Genomic DNA, 19972 nt, shown 5'->3' with positions numbered 1-19972 from the left:
CGACGATATGGTGAGTGCGCCAAGTTTTGAGGACTTCGATTCAGAAGACGATGCCCAACGCGCCGAAATGATGCGGTCGTTCCTCACTGAATACGAGCTCGACGACGAAGATCTCGCCTATCTTGAAGAGGATTTTCAATTCTCATCGCAAGACGAAGATCCAGGTTATCCGGTTCTTGCTGTTGTTGGACGTCCGAACGTCGGAAAGTCCACTCTTGTGAATCGTATCGTTGGTAAGCGTGTTGCTGTCGTACAGGACGAACCGGGAGTGACGCGTGATCGCGTGCGCTATGACGCTCAATGGAATGGCAAAACATTCACCCTCGTTGACACTGGTGGCTGGGAACTTGATGTAGCCGGTATCGATAAATCAGTTGCACAACAATCAGAATTTGCCATCGAACAAGCCGATGCCGTGCTATTCGTTGTGGATGCGACTGTTGGCGCTACTGACACCGATGAACAAATTGTGCGGTTATTGCGTCGTAGTGGAAAACCAGTAATTCTTGCTGCTAACAAGGTTGATGCTCCGAACCAAGAAGCTGACGCCGCGTATCTGTGGTCGCTGGGATTGGGCGAGCCCTATCCGATTTCAGCACTTCATGGTCGTGGCACCGGCGATATTCTCGACGCCGTTCTCGACGTCTTGCCTGAAGTCTCAGCAACTGCGAAATTGCGTCCAAAGCACGGTCCACGGCGCATTGCGCTGATTGGGCGTCCGAACGTTGGGAAATCCTCGTTGCTTAACCGTCTAGCAGGGGAGAACCGGGTAGTGGTTGATCCTTTGGCAGGCACAACTCGTGACCCAGTCGATGAGATCATTGAGCTTGATGGCGAGCAGTGGATGTTTGTGGACACCGCAGGTATTCGCCGTCGTGTCCACCTCACTCATGGTGCCGACTACTATGCCTCATTGCGCACTCAAGGTGCACTTGAAAAGGCTGAGCTCGGACTCGTGCTTATTGATGCGTCCCAAGAGCTTACTGAGCAAGATATTCGTGTCATGCAGCAGGTGATTGATTCGGGCCGCGCCATGGTTGTGGTGTGCAATAAATGGGATCTTGTGGATGAAGAGCGCCGGCTCATGCTCGACCGTGAGATTGAACGCGAGCTCGTACAGATGCCTTGGGTTGAGCGAGTGAACCTTTCTGCTGCAACTGGTTGGCATACAAATAGGCTGACCCGTGCTATGCACACCGCACTTGAATCGTGGGACAAACGCGTTTCCACCGGCAAGCTCAATTCTTTCCTAGGTGAGATTGCAGCAGCTAATCCACATCCAGTACGCGGCGGTAAACAGCCTCGAATCTTGTTCGGTACCCAAGTAGCGAACCGTCCACCGAAATTCGTACTGTTCGCTTCAGGTTTCATCGAACACGGCTACCGACGGTTCTTGGAGCGCCGTTTGCGCGAAGAGTTTGGATTCGAGGGAAGCCCAGTTCAAATTTCGGTGCGGGTGCGCGAAAAGAGAAAACGCAAGTAGTTGTGATCGTAGCTACCAAGACGAACTCAGTAGACTTTCAAGCTCCTTTTGCCGTTTCAAAACAAAACCCCGAGATACCAATCGTTGATATCTCGGGGTTTTCGTCGGGCTAGCGGGATTTGAACCCACGACCCCTTGACCCCCAGTCAAGTGCGCTACCAAACTGCGCCATAGCCCGTCGTCGCTCGGCAACCTCACGACACCGTCTTTCGACTCAACGATAATAGCCCGTATTTACCTATTCGTGGTAATCGACAGGGGAATTTGCACCGCACAGTAAAACAGTATTCAATTATTATATGTCTGAAAATCTCTCCCGTATCGAAGCACAATTTCGCAGCTCTGCACTGTTTATCAACTCTTATCAAATCAATCTTGATGTGTCGGAAGCTACTAGTGATTCCACAACTTTTCAGACTCACTCACGCATTACATTTTCCCAAAACAAAAGTTGCGCGATCTTCGTCGATTTCATCGGCGATTCGGTGCAGTCAGTTACGCTAGACGGCACAGCTCTTGACTTCCAGTTTGACGGCGCGCGTATCCACCTGGGTGAAGTTGACGCAGGGGAGCACATCGTCGAAGTAACAGCCACTGGTATCTATTCAACGTCAGGCGAGGGTCTTCACCGTTTCAAAGACCCACTTGACCAGCAAACATACCTCTACACTCAATTTGAACCCGCCGACGCACGCCGAGTTTTTCCAAACTTTGAACAGCCCGATCTCAAGGCAACATTCGATATTTCTATCAGTGCCCCGGTTTCGTGGACTGTGCTGTCCAATGGCGAACAGATAAGTTCTAGCGAAATATTTACCAACAGCGACGGCGAGGAGTGCTGCACGAGAAGTTTTGCGACGACGCCGCGCATGTCCACCTATCTGACGGCTTTCATTGCTGGTCCTTACGTCGCTTTTCACGACGAAGTCACGCACGATTCACAGCGCACCAAACTTGGTTTTTATTGCCGCGCCACTCTAGCTCAGTATTTCGCTCTCGAGGATATTTCAACAGTTACGAAGCAAGGTCTTGGCTTATTCCCATCAGCCTTTGGTGTTTCTTATCCATGGGGAAAGTACGATTCGGTATTCGTTCCCGAATACAATCTTGGGGCGATGGAAAATCCCGGCTGCGTGACGTTCAATGAAGCAGCATATATTCATCGTGGTCAATCGACTCGTGCCCAACGCGAAGGCCGGGCCAATACGATTCTTCACGAGATGTCTCATATGTGGTTTGGCGATTACACCACCCCACGATGGTGGGATGATCTATGGCTCAAAGAATCCTTTGCTGAATTTATGGGCGCATGGGGCTGTGCGCAAGCAACGCAATACACCGAGGCGTGGCAAAGTTTCGCGGGGCGGCGTCTCGCTTGGGCACTCCAAAACGACCAATACCCAACAACGCACCCAATTGTCGCAGATGTACCGGATCTCGAAGCAGCCGATCAGGTCTTTGACGGTATCACTTATGCCAAAGGAGCTGCCGTTCTACGGCAGTTGGTGGCATGGGTTGGCGAAGAAGCGTTCTTCGCTGGAGCACGCGCATATTTCGCTGCTCACCCTTTCGGCAACGCCACGCTTGACGATCTGTTAATTGCCCTCGAACAGGCTTCTGGTAAGGACGTTCGCTTTTGGGCACAGCAGTGGTTACAAACAGCGGGTGTCTCTACGCTCGCCGTTGAACGCCACGAAGACGGCGTCATGATTCGCCAAGAAGGAATTGAGCCGCTGACTGGTGAAAAGATCATCAGGCCCCATCGGATTAAGGTTTCTGCTTGGAAAGCCAGTGAAGAAAAGTTGCACCGCGTTGCTGCGCTCGACATCGAGCTCACTACCGACGTCGTCATTCCTTGGGATCAGCTTGGGGGAGCAGAGATCGATGCAATTTTGCCAAACGATGCCTCCCTTACTTATGCCAAAATCGCGTTCGATCCCAAGTCGCTTCGTGCGTTCTTAACCATGGATGTCGACGACGATTTGTCGCGTTCGGTAATTAGCACGGCGCTGTGGCAAGCTGTTCGGGATGCTGCAATCACTCCTCGCGAATACCTCGCTTATGTCGCTGCGATGCCTCAACTGGCAGACTCAGCCTTGCTTTCCCAACGCACACAAACGCTCTTATTTTCTATCAAGAATTTCGAGCCAGCCACTACGCGCAACGAACTGCTCGAACAACTCTTTATGCTGGCACACGAGCAAATCCGTAGCTATGGCGATATTCAAAACGATCAAAGCCTGATTTGGATGCGTACCCTTGCAGCTGTAGGCGGTTTATTGCCCAATAACAGCGACATCGTGAAGGAATGCTTAGCGAGAATCAGGGATCAAGATTTGCGTTGGCAACTACTGATAGCGCTCGCTGCCCATTCGCACGTTACAGTAGAAGAACTCGATGCAGAACTAGCTAAGAGCGCAAGCGCCACAGACGAAGTCGCGTACCGTCAAGCGCGTGCGAGCATGCCCAACACCCGCGCTCATACGGCAAGCTTGCTAGTCAATAGCGCTAACGAGCTGTCGAACACTCATGTGCAAGCTCTCGTTGACGGTTTCTCACACCCGCTTCATGACGACGAGGCTCGAGCGGCATTGCCACATTATTTTGACTGCATAGAAGACATCTGGAATCGCTATTCGCAGGAGATAGCCGAACGTATAGTTTATGGCTTGTATCCTGCCTCTGACCTCGATTCTCCGCACGCGGAACTGGATTTAGAGCATGCAGATAAATGGTTGAACAAGGAAGGCACTCCGGCAGCTCTGCGAAAGGTAATCTTGGATTGCCGCGATGATCATTGCCGCAAACTCCGAGCACAAACTGCGGCTCAAACGCAATAACGAGCGACGTAGCATGGACTTGCGACAAAAGAAAATTGCGTACGAAGATGCATTACAAAGAGTGTGCAATCTAAGATAAGATTAGGTAATTACAAAGGTAAGGGGAGTGAAATGTCAAACGAAGAGTTTAACTTACAACAGCCTGCTGGTTCGCAAGATCCTTCGTCTACGTCACGTTTCACTATTGCTGGTGCATCTAACGCATTCGGCGAGATCAAGGGTATCGACGCAGACGACCGCGCCGCGATAGAAGCCTTGCCGTCGTCGTCCGCTCTCCTTATCGTGCGACGTGGTCCGAATTTTGGTGCCCGCTTCTTGCTTAACGACGACGAAACGGTTGCTGGACGTCACCCGAAGTCGGATATTTTTCTCGACGACGTAACAGTTTCACGCCGTCATGCTACATTCGTACGCGAAGGCAACCGATTCTACGTGCGTGATGCAAATTCGCTCAACGGAACCTACGTGAACCAGAAACTCGTTGAGGAAGCGTTGCTGGCTAACGGTGATGAGGTACGTATTGGGAAGTATCAGCTCACTTTCTTTGCTTCTCCTAAGGTGGCTCAATGAGTTCTGAAGTCAAAGCAGAACTTTATCAAGAGGAAAAGCTGACTTGGCCACAAGATGTTTCGCACGAACCAACGTTGAAAATGGGGGAAGTGCTTGCGGCTCTGAACAGCGAGTTTCCCTTTTTAGCCTCATCGAAGATTCGGTACTTTGAGCAGGTTGATCTAATCCAACCTCATCGCACTGACTCGAATCAGCGTAGGTTTTCCCATGCGGACATCGAGCGGCTACGTTTTATCCTGGTGGAGCAACGTGACCGCTACACGGCACTTCCGCAGATTAAAGAGATGCTGAAGCAACTCGATTCAGGTGAAGTTGAGTCGGAGCATCCAAGCAAAATGCGTATTGTGCGCGATAACGATATACATACGCCGCGTCCCGGAACTCGCCTTCATAAAGATGAACTAGCAGCTCTTACCGGTGCATCAACTGCTGATATCGAAAGTTTTGTAGCAGCTGGCTTACTTACCCAAGACTCGCGGGGGAGACTCACTGCTCAGGCTGTTGACATCGTTCGCTATGCACTAATGCTTAAAGACGTAGGTGTAGATATGCGAAGCCTGCGATCAGTACGCACTTCTGCACACGCACATGCCGTAAATCTAGTAAATCTCCTCGCCAATGAACGCGCCAAGAAGAATGCCGTCGCCAAAGAGCGCGTAATCATGGAAACAGGGGAGTTGAGCACGATGCTCACCAACTTTTACCGTGCCCTTTTGCTTGAAAGTATTGACGTCGAACTTCGTTAATTTCCGGCAAACTAAGTGCGGATTCAAGTTACGGCTGGATTTTCTTCACGACCGCACCAAAACAACTTCTTAAAGTATGACTTTAGACATTCCGGTGCGACACGCCAACATTACTTAGAGTGTCAGCGTTGAAATCGAGACAATTCCGGTCTAACCTTGAAGTCAGACGGAAACAAGGAGGGCTGACGTGAATAGTGACGCAACCGCGCATGGCGTCCATCCGCAGCGAGCACAACAAATGTTGTTCGGAGATGGTTTGCCAGATCTTGATATGGAAACAGGATATCGAGGTCCGGCTGTTTGTCGCGCCGTTGGTATTACATACCGCCAGCTCGATTACTGGGATCGTACCGGTCTTGTAGAACCAACGATTCGTTCAGCACAGGGCTCAGGATCACAGCGCCTCTATTCGTTCCGCGATATTTTAGTACTTAAAGTTGTAAAACGATTGCTCGATACGGGCGTTTCGCTACAACAAATCCGCACCGCAGTGGAACAGCTTTCAAGCCACGGAGTTGATGATCTCGCTGGAATCACGTTAATGTCCGACGGCGCGTCAGTATATTTGTGCACGTCGAATGATGAGGTAATTGACCTCATCAATGTTGGCCAAGGCGTATTTGGTATTGCATTGAGCCGTGTGTGGCGTGAAGTTGAAGGATCATTGTCTGAACTACCTACAGAGCGACTTGACGGTTCTGGCAATTCCGGAGTTGTGGACGAGCTTGCAGCTCGCCGTGCCGCACGCAACGCAATGTGAGATATTTTCTCTGCGCACACCCAGAAACTTGGGAGTAGTGGAGTGCAGGACATCTTTCAATACATTTACAGTGTAAATTTTTGTCCCAATCAGCAAATTTGACATAATATATATTATCGGCTTTTCACTATCGTCGTTGTCCGCGCGTACTTGTGTATATTGGCACGTTTTCGAGCGTCCCAGAAATACGGTAGACTAGCTCTAGATCAGTTAAAGCTAATATTTCGTAAAAGAGAGAAACATAGACTTATGGTGGAACGTTCACTACGCGGCATGAAAATTGGTGCGAATTCTTTAGAGTCGGATATCGGCGTCGCACTTGTAGACCGTCGTGAAGTCACATACGAATGCCTAGACAATCAGCAGCGTTTTGTTGTGACGCTCGCTGCAGACGCAGAAGCACCGGCTGTATGGGAATGCCGCTGTGGTTCAGAAGCTAAACTAATCGGCGCACAGGTAGAAGATGACGACGAAGAAAAGACGCAGAAGCCTGTTCGTACACACTGGGATATGTTGCTCGAGCGGCGCTCGAAAGAAGAATTACAAGAACTTCTTGATGAGCGCTTGGCGCTGCTTCGCGAAGGAAAGCTCTACAAGCGCATGCGATGATACTCAGTTATCTGTATGTAATTAACCTTTAAACCTGATTTTGGGTGTTGCCTTTTTGCAAGGCAACACCCAAAGCTATATCAGCCACCATCAAGATTTGCGTTTTGATTTAGGTTGCGACTGGGTCGAACGAGAAAGCTTCGCCTGCCGAAGAAGCAGATAAGTCGGCATAAGAAGGCATAAAACGCCCAGAGCGAAGCACAAATACTCGAGCAATTCAGCGGTACGAGTGGCCACCGTTTGTGTCGAAATCAAGGGAACATCAATTACCGTGGCTGATTGCTCAAATAGATCCGTCTGGTAACGCACTACTCCCCTTGCCGAGATAACCGCCGACGTACCGGATGTAGACACTTGAATAGCTGATTTACCGTGTTCAATCGCCCGAAAGCGAGTCATAGCGAGTTGCTGCAACGGTTCGCCAGATCTGCCAAATGAGGCATTATTTGTTGGTACTACCAGCAAATTAGCGCCCAACGCCCCCTGTGCAACGATCCGCGAATAGGCAACTTCGAAACAAATCGGCACGGCGGCAACGATATCTGTTTTGCCTGCCCTTACTTTCAGCTGAGCAGCACTGTTTCCAGGCACCATATCAACCGAAATCTTCTTCGCTTCGGGAACTATGCGTTCGATCGTCGTCCGAAAAGGCAGATACTCGCCGAAAGGTACCGGATGCTGTTTGGAATAGGTTCCCACGACGCCGTCGCCATTAATCGCTACGTAGTCATTAGTACGCGTGTCTCCCACGTATTTTTGAGTGCCAAGCATAATCGGCACTCCCCCTGAGTCCTTCATGAGTGTGTCCACAATATTTTTCGCCTCCGGATCTTGGCGAATATCTCGATCCGAAGCGGACTCTGGCCAAAGAATTATATCCGGGCGCTGCGAAAGAATCTTTCGCGTGGCTTGAGCATGATGTTGTGTGACAATAAGTGCGCGAGATTCTCCTGGTCCCAGCTTAGATTCGTCCGGCACATTACCTTGTACTACGCCGATTCGTACACTCGCAGAGCCAGGAACGGCATTCCCGATAAAACTTGGAAGAATCAGCACAACAAGCGGTACAGTCAATGCTGTAATCGCACTGAACACGGCGCGTGCACGCAAGGCGCAGATAACATTGGCAGCGAGTACGGCACAAAATACAGCTACAAAATCAACAAGTTGAATAGATCCCCATGGGCTGAGATTGACCAGAGGTGAGTCAACCAAAGAATATCCCAAACTCCCCCATGGCATTCCTCCAAATGGGACCATGCCGCGGCATTGCTCAACCAGCACCCATAACACTGAATCAGTGGTTGCAACAAGGAAAATCCCTGCCAAGGGTTTGCGCGCTAAGAAATCTTTGTACCCGCGATGCGAATACGTCCAAGCGATGAGGAGCACGCCGAAAAACACACCTTGACTTAGTGCCAGTGCCAAGCGTGCAAGTTCAGTACGAGCAGCTAGAGCAGCCCAATCACACAGTAAATAAAAATAAACAAATCCGGCAAGTGTTCCCAAACAAAAGCGCGTAAATAGCCCGCCACTGCTCACTAACCACAGGCACGCAACTCCCAGAAATGCCAACGGCCACCAATTCAGCGGTGGCGCGGCACAATATAGTGCCACGCCTGCGCAGATACTCAGCAAGGTAGCTGGCATCCAGTTCAATACACGCGGAAAGCTCACTCCAAAATTCTAACGTTTAGCATGCTAATTCAAAAAGGCATCCATACGAACGATCACAGCGCTTTCCGATATCGTAACTGTGGCGAGATTACGCCGTCGTTGCCCAGGAAATGACACAAGCTCCCATGCATCCCCTCGGACCGCATAAGCGTTTTCTATCGGGATACATCGGAGCTTGCAAACACATTTTTCATTTCTGCGTCTAGACATATACGCTAAAGAACTCACCGGCTCAATGCAAGTCAGATCCGCTTTTAGAGCCATTCCCAACGCCGGATTTTTGTGATAGCTTCTGCCGCGAGATCACCCAACCAAAAATCCGATCCAACTACTTTGAGCTGGCCTAATAGATCCAACAACCGACGCGAAGCACTAATAAAATCCCCCACATCGATATGAGACTTTAGTAATACGGCGTCAAGTTTTTCACCATTTGCCCAATCGACAAATGCCTCTACCCCACCTGGATCTGGCTCGAGAGTTCGTTGAATTCCGAATCGTGATTCAACATCGTTGATATAATCAAAATTCCGCTCAACCGCCGCCCAGGCTGCGCGTAACTTTGCCTTTCGTGGGAAACCTTTTCCGAGCCTCCGGTCACCCAAAAATGCAGAACAAATACCGGCAAATTCACTCGCCGTTAATTCTTTGATACTCGGTTCGTTCAAACACATCGAGATCAGCAAATCTGATTCGTTATGGATTCCTCGCAGCAGATGTGCTCCCCCAGCTAGCGAGTAATCTTGTAGGTATCCCAGATAGTTCAAAATATCTGCTGTGGCATCGAATTCTTTCGCCACGGAATCTTCAAAACTTTCAACTAATACATTGAGCTCAGAAAGTCTGCTCTCCAGCGACATATACTCAGTGGCGTCCGCAAGGATTTCTTTGCGTTTGCTATGCTGGTGCACGCTGTGCGCCACGAGCTGTGGATTTTCCCTCACTGCAAAACGATCCCACGAATCAACCAAATCTCGATCCGTACCTAATTCAGACCGCTCGTCTACTGCATCCAGAATCGACTGAGCGATGTCTTCGCGCACAGCTGGATCTTTGGGCGAAATTCCGAAAGGCATCTCAATCGTGCCTAAATCGCGCAGTTCAGATGATAACTCATAAGAGTTCAGCCATACCATTTCAGCGAAAACATTCACTAACCGAATCTTTGTTTTGGAAACCGACAGCGCTACGCCGTATTCGAGCTCGCCGTCACGGGCATAAGCATACAAATGCCCAGTTTTGGCTCCGCGCCAACTTTGCTCAACAACACGCCGATACTCTTCTTTCGCCGTCCGCCGCTGCGCCTTGGAAGCACGACCTGCCTGCTGGCGCAGTTGCACATAATCAACCACGTCAAGATGAGGATACTTTGCCGCTAACTCAGTTTCTAGTTCGCGAATACGGCGCTGGATACGCTGAATCCTGCCTTGAATCTGGCCCAAATCGGCATTCTTTTGAAACTGCGCAAATGAAGTTCCCATAATCGCACGGGCTTCTTCACGGCCGTGAATTGCCAATAAGCTAACAACCGTGTTGTAAGAAGGGAAAAACGCCGACTCAAGCGGCTCCATCGCGCCTTGTGCAAGTCGTTCCAAGGTATTGAGATCTATATCAGCAGATGCCAGCACAAACGCATAGCCTTTGTCGTCTTTACCTCGCCTTCCAGCGCGTCCGATAAGCTGCGTGTATTCAGTTGCAGTCAGATCCGAAAAGCCTGTTCCGTCCCATTTATGCAAGTCTTCGACGACGACGGCGCGCACAGGCATGTCTATACCGAGAGACAATGTGCCCGTAGCGTACACAATCTTCAACAGACCTTGTACCATCAAACTCTCAGTGAGTTCCTTGATCGCTGGGAACATTCCCGCATGATGTGCACTAAAGCCCCGCACTAATGCCTTAGACCAGAGGCCAAAACGAACCGCCCGCGCGTCGTCATCAGATAGCGTCTCGCGCAAGGCTTTGACCTGTGCACGAATTGCTTTCTGCTGATGTGCGTCGGTCAAAACGATATCTGCATCCAGTAAGTCTTTTACGGCGTTGTCACAGCCTTTTCGAGAAAAGATAAACTCGATAGCCGGTAGATATTTATGTTCATCGAGAGTGGCGATGACTCGTTTGCGCTGCGCAATCGATACCTTCCGCGCACGACGTCGCCCCTCGTTGCGTACAGCGCCTCTGTCGAGGTGGGAGATCAGCTTTGCTGCTTGATCAGTGAGCTCGCCCTGCGCATCCAAAATTGGGGTGACCTTCGATTTATGAAGTAAAGCCTGCTCCAAAGGCACAGGACGGTGAAAACTGGTAACCGTCGTCGTTCTACCTCGCACGGAACGCAACCAATGAGAGAATTCCTCGATGTTGGCGATGGTAGCCGAAAGTGAAACGAGACGAATATGGCTGGGCAACTGGAGGATAATTTCTTCCCACACCGGTCCACGCACTTTATCTGAGAGATAATGTACCTCGTCAAGCACCACGTAACCGATATCGGCAATTCCGTTGTCACGCAAAAACAACATATTGCGTAAAACTTCGGTGGTGACAACCAACACCTGCGCATCACGGTTGATCGTGGTATCGCCGGTAAGCAAGCCCACGGTATCGCCACCTAAGCTCTGGGCAAATTCGCGGTACTTCTGATTCGAAAGCGCTTTAATCGGCGCGGTATAAATGCAGCGCACGCCCTTCGCTAAGGCCAATTCAATGGCATACTGCGCAACAACCGTCTTGCCAGAACCAGTTGGGGCGCATACGAGAACATCCGAATCGCCAGCCAGCGCCGCCATTGCTTCTTTTTGAAAATCATCAAGTTCAATGCCACGACTGCGAAAGTTATCGAGGAAATTTTCAGTAATGAAATCGCGCATTATTGCCTTACAATGCTAGTTTGATCGCTCGTGGTCGAACGCGAATCGTGGCCGGAAGCTTGCAGATGTACTCGCCGTCAGCCATCACGGCAGGCGGATGCTCGCCATAACAAGTATCCGCTTCTACCGTAATTTCAGAAGTTCGGAAACAGTGCACACGTTCATCTGCCGTGTGCTTTGCCACAGCAAGCTTTGGCAATAGCGAGCCAAATTCGGCTAGCGTAAGGCCTCGCGCAATCACCACATCGAGAAGTCCATCGTTTGGTTTAGCCCTTGGCGCAAGTGCAAAACCTCCGCCCGCATAACGCGTATTCGCCACGCAAAGAAGGGTCATGGAACCGACGCCGGTATGCCCATTAGCCGAAATTTTCACGCCATACGGTTGATAGTTTCGAACGCTTTGACCAATAGCTCGTACGTAACGCAGATTTCCGCGCGGCCATTTCATCCTGTTCGTGCGCTCATTAACATCTGCATCGAGACCAAGACTCACAATCGCCATAGCACGCTTAATGCCCTCTGCCGACTCAATCTCAAGCGCATCGACTTCATAATATCTGCGCGCAAACAGCGAGGTAATAACCTGATGGAGCGAGTCTTCCATATTATGAATTGGCAGCTTAAACTCGCGCGCGATATCGTTTCCAGATCCTGCCGCCACGATTCCAAGCGGAATCCCTGAGTCGCCAACCGCCTCGACGCCAAAGTGTATCATTCCATCGCCACCAACGACGACGAGCGCATCAAGTTCGCCGCTCATCACCGCGGAACGCATTTTCGTCAATGCTTCCTCAGCATTTTCAGCAGCCAGCCAAACGACGTCGATCGGATACTCTTCAACCACTTTAAGCAACTGAGAGCGATATTTTTCCGCTCGTCCTGCTCCTGATTCAGGATTTAGCGCAATTCCAATAATCACTTTCGGTTTTCCTCCCGAATTTTCCTAGCTGCTTCGCGCCGTTGCGCGCTGAATCTGGTTTCAAAATCTTCGGGTTGATCCCAGCGTCGCACCGCGCGATCAAGTTTGTGCGCGCGAATCTCTCGTCGTTCTTCCACGACTTCTCTGTGTTTTACTGCCGCAAGGCTACGCCGATCTGGTGATTCAAAAACGGAGCGAGAGCGAACGTAGTGTCGGATATGCGGAAGCGCATGAGTTGAAAATGCTGCTGCAAATCCGCTCCCCGCGGCAAAAAGCTCGCGCACCGACGTCCACAATCCGATAAGCAAGATGATCAAATATGTGCTCAGAGCACCAAGCCCAATAAACAAAATCCAAAATATAATCATCGTGCTTCCATGTTCTCATAATATTGAAGAAGCTCGCGTATATGAGCGAAGTCCTGTGCGAAAAACGACCGTGGTTCGAGGCTGTGCACTGCGCTGCCAAGCTGCACTAGCACAGATCGTAACCACCCACGATTCGCAATTGGTAGCGTAATTACTAATTCGCCGTCGTCAGCAGCCGAGCGAACATTGGGAACTGATTCCGCAAGCCATCGTGCGCTAGGTGCGCACCGAATGACCACATCATGCCCGGTAAATTCCATTGTTTCGTTCTTCGCCATTCGTTGGGCATGCTGAAATGCCTTCGCAGGAAGTACATCGTTTGAAATCGAGACATCGGCAATGCGATCCAAACGATACGAGTGAATCGCTGCATGTTCATCATCAAATACATCAACAAGCGGATGGTGACCCGAATCGATTGCCACTGGAAATCCGCAAACCGTAACTGACTCTGCTCTCATGCCTCGGTTAGCTTTCCAATAGCGGAACGAAACTTTTTGGCGTTGCGAAATTGCTTGGTCGAATAATCCCGTGACTTCTTGGGAATAAACGATGCTGGGAGCAGGCCAAAGCGCCGAGCCAAAACCTGCCTGTTGTGCGGCATCAACTAGTATTGCACGCAGATGCAGCAAGGAACGTCGCTGCATTTCTTGAGCGGCGCTGAGCAAATAATCGATCGCTCCCAGTAACGCGATAATTTCCGCCAGCGTGAAAAGCGGTGGCGCTAGCTCCTCCAGTTGTGACACTGAAACGATTCCGTCCGGATCTGGCTCAAGTTCAATTGAAATCGGCACCGACGAAACAAACCCGCCCTCAGAATCGACGAGTTCCACCACGAAAAGTTCTTTGAGTTCCTTGTGCATTTGCGACACAGATCGATGAAAATGCGCAGCTAACTCACCTAGCGTAATCGGACCATGGCTTTGCACATACGAAAGAACTGAAACCTTGAGGGCAAGGGAGAGATCCACCATCAGCAATCACCTTCTGCACTACCAAGAGTGACCAAATAACGCATACGATCTATAAACTCTTGACGCAAAACTACTGGTGCTTCAAGGTAGGCATCCGTTCCGTAAAATATCAGGTAATCAAAGAGTTCATGCTTATCAATGTCACTAAATTCTAAGCGCTGATATCCTGCGGGTGCTTCCAACTCTTCACTTGCCATCGCTGCAAAGGGAGCACACGTTCCATCCTTGATAAGAACTGTGGCTTGCACCGCGCTAAAAGCTGCCGACGCATCTGCCGAGGTGTCCGCTACCGAATCTAATAGCTGATCCGTGTTATTGCTGTATTTGCTACCTAAAGCAGCACCGCCGTCTTTCAACAATTTGGGAGTACTTTGTATGCGCGAAACTTTATAAACGCGCTGAGCGCCGGTAGCAACGCCGTCTACACTCACTTCCCAGCCTGAAAAATAAAACGATTCAAAGTGAACATGAATTTTCTGCGGTTGCACTACATACAATGCTTGCGCATTTTTCGTGGTGGACTGATAGCGAAATTCGATCAGCTGATGGTACTGCAACGCATTGGCTATCTCGGTGATAAACTCTCCTCGCGGCATATTTGCGCGAAATACACTTGATTGCTCAGCGCTGGCAGTATCGGCGAGCAGTTTGTGCACGCCCATCTGCATAAATTGTTCGGCATCGCTCCGTCCTTTGTGCCCGAGCACGCCGTACAGTACGCTCAGATCCGATCCGTGGGCATCAACTCGAATACCAGCAGAATTGTTGATCCAATATTTATATTCGCCCTGTTTATTAAGCGCCTGTTCGACGACGTAGCTAGAATCGCGTAAAACCTTGATGTCTTTTTCCACCATGTCGCGGAAGGCATCGTAAGATTTCCCTTCGAAAAGCTCACGGTAGACGGGCAAAGCACGAATATCTTCGAACGAAGCCTTGCGTTCCATCAGGTATAGCGCGAGCGTGATTCTGCGCTCTCCTGTACGATTTTCTTCGTTGTTTGCCATATTGCCTATTTTAGTGCACTAAACTAAATATGTGATTATTTGGCGGCAAGGCAAAATTACTCAGTTCGTCCATTCGTGGGGCGATGCAGGTGAGTACCATATTCTTCTCGACGACGGCACCACCGGAAAAGCACTCGCATATTATCTGATGGTAGGCACTCCTGAAATCGGCGATACAGTGCTCGTTTCAGCTGCTGCAGTTAAACGCGGTCTTGGCACGGGTGGATATATGTTTGTGGTGGCAATTCCAGATCGTCTGCCTGCCGATCCACCTCCACATCCTGGACACATAGTGAAGAATCGTTATTCGCCCACTCAGTACATGGTACAAGGCGTTGACGAACAAGAATCTGCCTATCATCATATCCTTGCTGATGCCCAGCATATCGACGGTATGCATGTAATTGGAGCAGACCTTCATTCAGCACTGCCTGCCATTGTTGGCGCGATCAGAGAAAAAGCACCGCATGCGCGAATCGCATATGTGATGGGCGACGGCGGGGCCTTACCTGCGTGGTTTTCCCAACTCGCATACCGGATGCGTGAAAACGGCGATATCCTCGGCACAATTTCCTGTGGACAAGCCTTCGGCGGCGATCTAGAAGCAGTCAATATTTACACAGGTCTGCTTGCTGCCAAACACGTGTGGGACGCCGATGTTGCAGTTATCGCGCAAGGTCCAGGCAACCTTGGCACTGGCACCCGATGGGGATTTTCCGGTACTTCTATCGGTGAAGCACTGAATGCCGCCGGAATCCTTGGTGGCACACCAGTTGCCGCACTACGAATGTCTGAAGCGGATCAACGAGATCGACACTTTGGAATTTCACACCACAGTATGCGGATTTTGCAAGATATAGTCACCCACCCTTGTATTGTGCCAACACCAGCACTCGATGCATGTTACGTCGAAACCAAACTCGGCGAGCTCATTGACTCACAGCTCGAGGAACTCAAAGCATATTCTCACTTGAACATTAAAGAGATTGATTCCCACGGCTTATGTGAAATGCTTGAGAACTCGCCCTATTCGCTGCGCACAATGGGCCGTAATCTTTCTCAGGACACAATCAACTTCATAGCAGCGGCAGCTGCCGGCCGATACGTCGGTGAAGAACTCATGAAATAGTTACGTTGGGGGTGGTTTGAGTACAAGCCAAATGCTTGTACTCAAACCACCCCCAACGTGCGACCAAGTAACTCAACATTAACTATCAAGTATCTTGGTAGCACAGCTAAGTCCCTAAATTCGCGATGTCAATAGCGGCGTGACGATGATCCCACGTGCACCAGCCGCATATAGCTCATCCATCACCCGGTTCATGTCCTTTTTGGGAACCATAGATCGAACCGCTACCCAACCGTCGTCGTGCAAGGGAGAGATCGTTGGCGACTGGAAACCCGGTGTAAGCTTCACAGCTTCACTGAGTATTTCTTCTTTGCAGTCATAGTCAATGAGCACATAGCCACGGGCAACAATCACGCCTTCGAGACGTCCGTCAAGAATCTTTAGCTCGCGAGAAATCTCAGCATTTGCATTACGAATAAGTACAGCCTCTGAGCGCAACAATGGCTCTCCAAACACGTGCAATCCTGCTGCGCGGAGTGTCGAACCTGTTTCAACTACATCTGCAATCGCGTCGGCAATACCCAATCGCACCGAGGACTCCACTGCCCCATCAAGATGAACGACATGAGCCTGAACGCCGTGCTCCTCGAGGTAAGTTTTCAGCAAAAAATCGTATGAGGTAGCAATCCGTTTTCCTGCCAGATCTGCAATCTGCATGGCTTCACCGCCTGGCGCTGCAAAACGGAAAGTCGAGCGTGCAAATCCCAAGCAACGATGTTCAACAGCATTAGCCCCAGAATCCAATAGCAGATCGCGACCGGTGATCCCGACGTCTACAGTTCCTGCTCCCACATAAACCGCAACGTCACGCGGACGAATAAAGAAAAACTCAACATCGTTTTCTTCGTCAAATAACACGAGTTCGCGTGACTCTCGCCGCTGGCGATACCCAGCCTCTTTAAGCATTTGAGATGCTGGTTCCGATAATGCGCCCTTATTGGGCACTGCAATACGCAACATCGTTTTCGCCTCTTTCTTTAGAGATACCGATAAATATCGTTCGGAGTTATTCCCCTAGCAATCATCATGACCTGTGCGTGGTAGATCAGTTGCGAGATCTCTTCAGCGAGCTCGTCGTCGGATTGATATTCTGCCGCGATCCACACTTCCCCAGCTTCTTCAGCAATCTTCTTTCCGATGAAATGAACGCCCTTATCGAGTTCTTTCACCGTTCCTGACTGCGGATCAGCCCTGTTAGCTTTCTCTTGTAGCTCAGCGTAGAGCTCGTCAAAATTCTTCATGTCTACCACCATACTCTGCCGTTGAAATCTTCAACTACTTGTTTCGTTTGTTAAGAACGTCCTCGGTATAAGCCTTTTTCGCTTCCACAGATGTCTTCACGATGCCCGCGCTTTCCATGAACGTAGACATAGCGCTCCACATTTGAGGATTCTGAGCGCCAAAATCACTTGTGTTTCCATACAATTTCACGGTCGCTTCGAGTACCTTCTGAGCTAAAGCACGTTGCTTTGCATCTTGCAAAGACGGCACATACTCGCGCACAATATCGAGAGCTGCCTGTGGATCCTCAGCGGCAAAAGCAACGCCACGCTGGATCGCATCAAGGAATTTCGCGTATGCATCGACGTTTATCTTTCCAGCAAGGGAGCCAAACCCGACGCCTACCAACGGAGGCTCACCGCCGTCGACAATAGAAAATGAAGTAATATTGACGCCCGCGTTTTGTAGTGCAACCGTATCGTTATTCGAGAATCCGACGACGGCGTCAACTTTCTTTTCTTTGAGAGCAGCAGCCTGCGTATAGCCGATGTATTCAATCTTTACTTTGTTCTTCAAACCGTTCTTTTCAAGTCCAGCTAAAAGCGCAAAATAATTTTCTCCATAAGGCCCAGGTAGTCCAATCGATTTCCCTGTCAAATCAGACCATTTGCTTATTCCTGACTCTTTTGGCGCAATCACTACCACTGGGTACTTTTGATACATTGTGGCCCAATTGACCACGTCAATTCCGGTGGAACGAGCCTGCATCATTTCATCGCCACCAGCAAATACGACGTCTTCCTCCCCCGATTGCAATGCTCCGAAAAGGCTTTCTTGTGCTCCGTGATGGCGCAAGGTGACGTTGAGGCCAGCTTCCTTGAAATATCCCTTTTTCTCGGCGATGTACACTGGTGCGAATTGAACATCAGGGATGTAGGTCAAGCCCACCGTGAATGCTGTTCCTTGAGCATCACTCGTTTGCGTTGTATTTTGTGTGGTCTGAGAGCATCCCACCATCGCAAAGATGAGTACCACGATAGCTGCAACTAGTCTTTTCATTTCTGATCCTATCTTTCAGAAACTGCGCGAACGATACGTGTTTCGGCAGTTCTAAGGGTTAAGTACAAGCCCACAGCCACAATCGACAGTAGAAAAATCGTGGCGAACATTGCCGGAGTATCGTTCAAATGCTGCGCGGTCACGAGTTCTATCCCGAGTCCTCGCTGTCCGCCGATAACCATCTCTCCTACAACCGCACCTGTCATTGCGAGTGTGAACCCTGTACGAAGTCCTGCCATAATGTAGGGCGCTGCCAGCGGAAGCTCGATTCTCAACAAGAGAGTCCAACCGCTACAACCGTCGAGACGGGCAGCTCCGATAAGATCTGGATCCAAGGATCGCACACCAACCGCAGTATTAATGATAATTGGGAATATCACCATAACCGCGCACAATGTAATAATCGGTGCGCTACCGTAGCCGATCCACGAGACCAATAATGGAGCCACTGCCACAGCGGGTATTGCCTGTGATGCAGCCAAATAGGGCTCTATAGTTCTACTGAGAATATCGAAGTGCGCAATCGCAAGACCAAGCGGAACACCGCATACCGCAGCAGCAAGGCATCCGAGCAAAGCTTCCCGTAGCGTTTGCCACAGTGAACTTGCTAGATGTCCGTTACTAAAACCACCGAAAAAGCTGTCGAATACCGCCTGTGGACTAGGCAAAAGATATTCGGCAACGACGTTGGTTTGCGTCAATACCGCCCACAATATCAGCAGCAGTAAACCGAACACGACTGGTGCGATCCACCGATGTTTGCCCATTCCAGATTCCATTTCTCAATTTTCCATAGAGCACCAGGAATGAACCACAAAATAAGCGAAATAAAATTTCGCTAAAATCGTGCGCCTCCCATCCGGACTTTTACCGTCGGTAAAGGAATTTCACCTTTTCAACCGTATATCTGACGATATACGGGTCGCGGACTATCACCGCCGGTTCAGACTTTCACTGACCCTGGAGCACTTCTGTACAGTTTCAACTAATATCACAAAACTACTGAAAAAGAAATCTTGCCACGTTCAAGGCAACCGTTACATCGGTGTCTGTGCGCCTCTGCCCCTCAGCTATGGTGGTGTTGCTTCGCCAAATTTCGCAACTGCTCTACTTCCGCATATGCATCCTCAGCAGCATATACAGCCGAACCTGCCACGAATGTATCGGCACCCGCTTCGGCTGCAATCTCGATTGTTTGGCGCGAAATGCCGCCATCAACCTGTATCCAAACGTCAAGACCAGTTTTGTCGACGGCTTCGCGAGTCTTACGCAACTTATTCATCATTGATGAAATGAATTTTTGCCCGCCAAAGCCAGGTTCTACAGTCATGATGAGGATCATGTCGAATTCATCGAGGATGTCGAGATAAGGCTCAATCGGCGTAGCCGGACGCAGAGCGATACCAGCCCGAGTATTGAGTTTTCGCAGTTCGCGGGCCAACCTCAGTGGCGCCGTAGCTGCCTCGGCATGAAAAGTTACCGATTTCGCACCTGCCTCAGCATATTTCGGTGCCCACACATCAGGATTTTCAATCATCAGATGGCAATCCACTGGTATTGGTGAAACACCAACAATTGACTCAACAACCGGCAAACCAAGCGAAAGATTAGGCACAAAATGATTGTCCATCACGTCAACATGCACCCAATCGGCGTTACGAATCTTGTTCAGTTCACCTTTGAGATCTGAAAAATCGCAATTCAAAATTGAGGGGCTGATTCTCGTTTCCACAGTTATATCCT

General features: G+C 49.9%; 18 protein-coding genes, 1 tRNA gene and 1 riboswitch. Of the genes, 7 read left to right on the top strand and 12 right to left on the bottom strand.

Going from position 1 to position 19972, the window contains the following annotated elements; translation table 11 throughout:
• Positions 1–7: 7 nt before the first annotated feature.
• Complete coding sequence (gene der, locus EZJ44_RS03325; RefSeq protein WP_131280352.1) at positions 8–1483, top strand: ribosome biogenesis GTPase Der; 1476 nt, start codon at positions 8–10, stop codon at positions 1481–1483.
• 104 nt (positions 1484–1587) lie between these two features.
• Here the strand turns inward: der and EZJ44_RS03320 are convergent.
• A tRNA-Pro gene (locus tag EZJ44_RS03320) sits at positions 1588–1661 on the bottom strand.
• 121 nt (positions 1662–1782) lie between these two features.
• Between EZJ44_RS03320 and pepN the strand changes: the two genes are divergently transcribed.
• The 5 genes from pepN to EZJ44_RS03295 all read left to right on the top strand — a co-directional run bounded on the left by pepN (position 1783) and on the right by EZJ44_RS03295 (position 7008).
• Complete coding sequence (gene pepN / locus EZJ44_RS03315; protein WP_131280079.1) at positions 1783–4323, top strand: aminopeptidase N; 2541 nt, start codon at positions 1783–1785, stop codon at positions 4321–4323.
• Positions 4324–4434: 111 nt separating this feature from the next.
• Positions 4435–4893: an FHA domain-containing protein gene (locus tag EZJ44_RS03310; RefSeq protein WP_131280076.1), complete on the top strand. Its 459-nt coding sequence runs from the start codon at positions 4435–4437 to the stop codon at positions 4891–4893.
• Positions 4890–5639 (top strand): transcriptional regulator FtsR, encoded by a 750-nt coding sequence (gene ftsR / locus EZJ44_RS03305; RefSeq protein WP_131280074.1) that lies wholly within the window; start codon positions 4890–4892, stop codon positions 5637–5639. Before EZJ44_RS03310 ends, ftsR begins: the two co-directional genes overlap by 4 nt.
• A 238-nt stretch (positions 5640–5877) precedes the next feature.
• Positions 5878–6399, top strand: a complete 522-nt coding sequence (locus tag EZJ44_RS03300) for a MerR family transcriptional regulator (RefSeq protein WP_131280350.1) — start codon at positions 5878–5880, stop codon at positions 6397–6399.
• A gap of 249 nt (positions 6400–6648) precedes the next feature.
• A complete protein-coding gene (locus tag EZJ44_RS03295; RefSeq protein WP_131280071.1) occupies positions 6649–7008 on the top strand; it encodes an RNA polymerase-binding protein RbpA in 360 nt (119 codons plus the stop codon).
• 90 nt (positions 7009–7098) lie between these two features.
• Here EZJ44_RS03295 and lnt read toward each other — a convergent pair whose 3' ends face one another.
• The 6 genes from lnt to EZJ44_RS03265 form a co-directional block, all read right to left on the bottom strand.
• Positions 7099–8685, bottom strand: a complete 1587-nt coding sequence (gene lnt, locus EZJ44_RS03290; RefSeq protein ID WP_131280069.1) for an apolipoprotein N-acyltransferase — start codon at positions 8683–8685, stop codon at positions 7099–7101.
• A 254-nt stretch (positions 8686–8939) separates the two neighbouring features.
• A complete protein-coding gene (locus EZJ44_RS03285; RefSeq protein ID WP_131280067.1) occupies positions 8940–11552 on the bottom strand; it encodes a DEAD/DEAH box helicase in 2613 nt (870 codons plus the stop codon).
• A gap of 7 nt (positions 11553–11559) precedes the next feature.
• Positions 11560–12471, bottom strand: coding sequence for a diacylglycerol/lipid kinase family protein (locus EZJ44_RS03280; RefSeq protein ID WP_131280065.1), 912 nt, complete (start codon positions 12469–12471; stop codon positions 11560–11562).
• Positions 12468–12839, bottom strand: a complete 372-nt coding sequence (locus EZJ44_RS03275) for a hypothetical protein (RefSeq protein ID WP_131280063.1) — start codon at positions 12837–12839, stop codon at positions 12468–12470. The genes EZJ44_RS03280 and EZJ44_RS03275 overlap by 4 nt, the downstream gene beginning before the upstream one ends.
• Positions 12836–13813 carry a helix-turn-helix transcriptional regulator gene (locus tag EZJ44_RS03270; protein WP_131280061.1) on the bottom strand — a complete coding sequence of 326 codons (978 nt, stop codon included), beginning with the start codon at positions 13811–13813 and terminating at the stop codon, positions 12836–12838. The genes EZJ44_RS03275 and EZJ44_RS03270 overlap by 4 nt, the downstream gene beginning before the upstream one ends.
• A complete protein-coding gene (locus EZJ44_RS03265) occupies positions 13813–14820 on the bottom strand; it encodes a WYL domain-containing protein (protein WP_131280060.1) in 1008 nt (335 codons plus the stop codon). The genes EZJ44_RS03270 and EZJ44_RS03265 overlap by 1 nt, the downstream gene beginning before the upstream one ends.
• A gap of 31 nt (positions 14821–14851) precedes the next feature.
• Between EZJ44_RS03265 and EZJ44_RS03260 the strand changes: the two genes are divergently transcribed.
• Positions 14852–15949 carry a DUF3866 family protein gene (locus EZJ44_RS03260; protein ID WP_131280058.1) on the top strand — a complete coding sequence of 366 codons (1098 nt, stop codon included), beginning with the start codon at positions 14852–14854 and terminating at the stop codon, positions 15947–15949.
• A gap of 114 nt (positions 15950–16063) precedes the next feature.
• Here the strand turns inward: EZJ44_RS03260 and hisG are convergent, their stop codons facing one another.
• The 5 genes from hisG to rpe form a co-directional block, all read right to left on the bottom strand.
• Positions 16064–16909 carry an ATP phosphoribosyltransferase gene (gene hisG / locus EZJ44_RS03255; RefSeq protein ID WP_131280056.1) on the bottom strand — a complete coding sequence of 282 codons (846 nt, stop codon included), beginning with the start codon at positions 16907–16909 and terminating at the stop codon, positions 16064–16066.
• A gap of 17 nt (positions 16910–16926) precedes the next feature.
• Entirely contained in the window at positions 16927–17190 is a 264-nt protein-coding gene (locus EZJ44_RS03250; RefSeq protein WP_131280054.1) for a phosphoribosyl-ATP diphosphatase, read from the bottom strand.
• A gap of 34 nt (positions 17191–17224) precedes the next feature.
• Positions 17225–18229, bottom strand: coding sequence for an ABC transporter substrate-binding protein (locus EZJ44_RS03245; RefSeq protein ID WP_131280052.1), 1005 nt, complete (start codon positions 18227–18229; stop codon positions 17225–17227).
• 8 nt (positions 18230–18237) lie between these two features.
• Positions 18238–19008, bottom strand: a complete 771-nt coding sequence (locus tag EZJ44_RS03240) for an ABC transporter permease (protein WP_241658568.1) — start codon at positions 19006–19008, stop codon at positions 18238–18240.
• A 64-nt stretch (positions 19009–19072) separates the two neighbouring features.
• Positions 19073–19201, bottom strand: a riboswitch (FMN riboswitch).
• A gap of 94 nt (positions 19202–19295) precedes the next feature.
• Positions 19296–19961: a ribulose-phosphate 3-epimerase gene (rpe, locus tag EZJ44_RS03235; RefSeq protein ID WP_131280050.1), complete on the bottom strand. Its 666-nt coding sequence runs from the start codon at positions 19959–19961 to the stop codon at positions 19296–19298.
• Positions 19962–19972: the final 11 nt, after the last annotated feature.

The organism is Arcanobacterium bovis, from assembly GCF_004331995.1.
Classification (GTDB): domain Bacteria; phylum Actinomycetota; class Actinomycetes; order Actinomycetales; family Actinomycetaceae; genus Arcanobacterium_A; species Arcanobacterium_A bovis.
This window is presented reverse-complemented; position numbering and strand designations above follow the sequence as displayed.

Bases quoted from the DNA above. Each gene is read 5' to 3' on its own strand.
- der (WP_131280352.1), top strand. From the start codon at position 8: ATGGTGAGTGCGCCAAGTTTTGAGGACTTCGATTCAGAAGACGATGCC.
- hisG (WP_131280056.1), bottom strand. From the start codon at position 16,909: ATGTTGCGTATTGCAGTGCCCAATAAGGGCGCATTATCGGAACCAGCA.
- ftsR (WP_131280074.1), top strand. From the start codon at position 4,890: ATGAGTTCTGAAGTCAAAGCAGAACTTTATCAAGAGGAAAAGCTGACT.
- EZJ44_RS03295 (WP_131280071.1), top strand. From the start codon at position 6,649: ATGGTGGAACGTTCACTACGCGGCATGAAAATTGGTGCGAATTCTTTA.
- EZJ44_RS03240 (WP_241658568.1), bottom strand. From the start codon at position 19,008: ATGGAATCTGGAATGGGCAAACATCGGTGGATCGCACCAGTCGTGTTC.
- EZJ44_RS03275 (WP_131280063.1), bottom strand. From the start codon at position 12,839: ATGATTATATTTTGGATTTTGTTTATTGGGCTTGGTGCTCTGAGCACA.
- EZJ44_RS03265 (WP_131280060.1), bottom strand. From the start codon at position 14,820: ATGGCAAACAACGAAGAAAATCGTACAGGAGAGCGCAGAATCACGCTC.
- pepN (WP_131280079.1), top strand. From the start codon at position 1,783: ATGTCTGAAAATCTCTCCCGTATCGAAGCACAATTTCGCAGCTCTGCA.
- EZJ44_RS03270 (WP_131280061.1), bottom strand. From the start codon at position 13,813: ATGGTGGATCTCTCCCTTGCCCTCAAGGTTTCAGTTCTTTCGTATGTG.
- EZJ44_RS03300 (WP_131280350.1), top strand. From the start codon at position 5,878: ATGTTGTTCGGAGATGGTTTGCCAGATCTTGATATGGAAACAGGATAT.
- EZJ44_RS03250 (WP_131280054.1), bottom strand. From the start codon at position 17,190: ATGAAGAATTTTGACGAGCTCTACGCTGAGCTACAAGAGAAAGCTAAC.
- EZJ44_RS03245 (WP_131280052.1), bottom strand. From the start codon at position 18,229: ATGAAAAGACTAGTTGCAGCTATCGTGGTACTCATCTTTGCGATGGTG.
- EZJ44_RS03310 (WP_131280076.1), top strand. From the start codon at position 4,435: ATGTCAAACGAAGAGTTTAACTTACAACAGCCTGCTGGTTCGCAAGAT.
- EZJ44_RS03285 (WP_131280067.1), bottom strand. From the start codon at position 11,552: ATGCGCGATTTCATTACTGAAAATTTCCTCGATAACTTTCGCAGTCGT.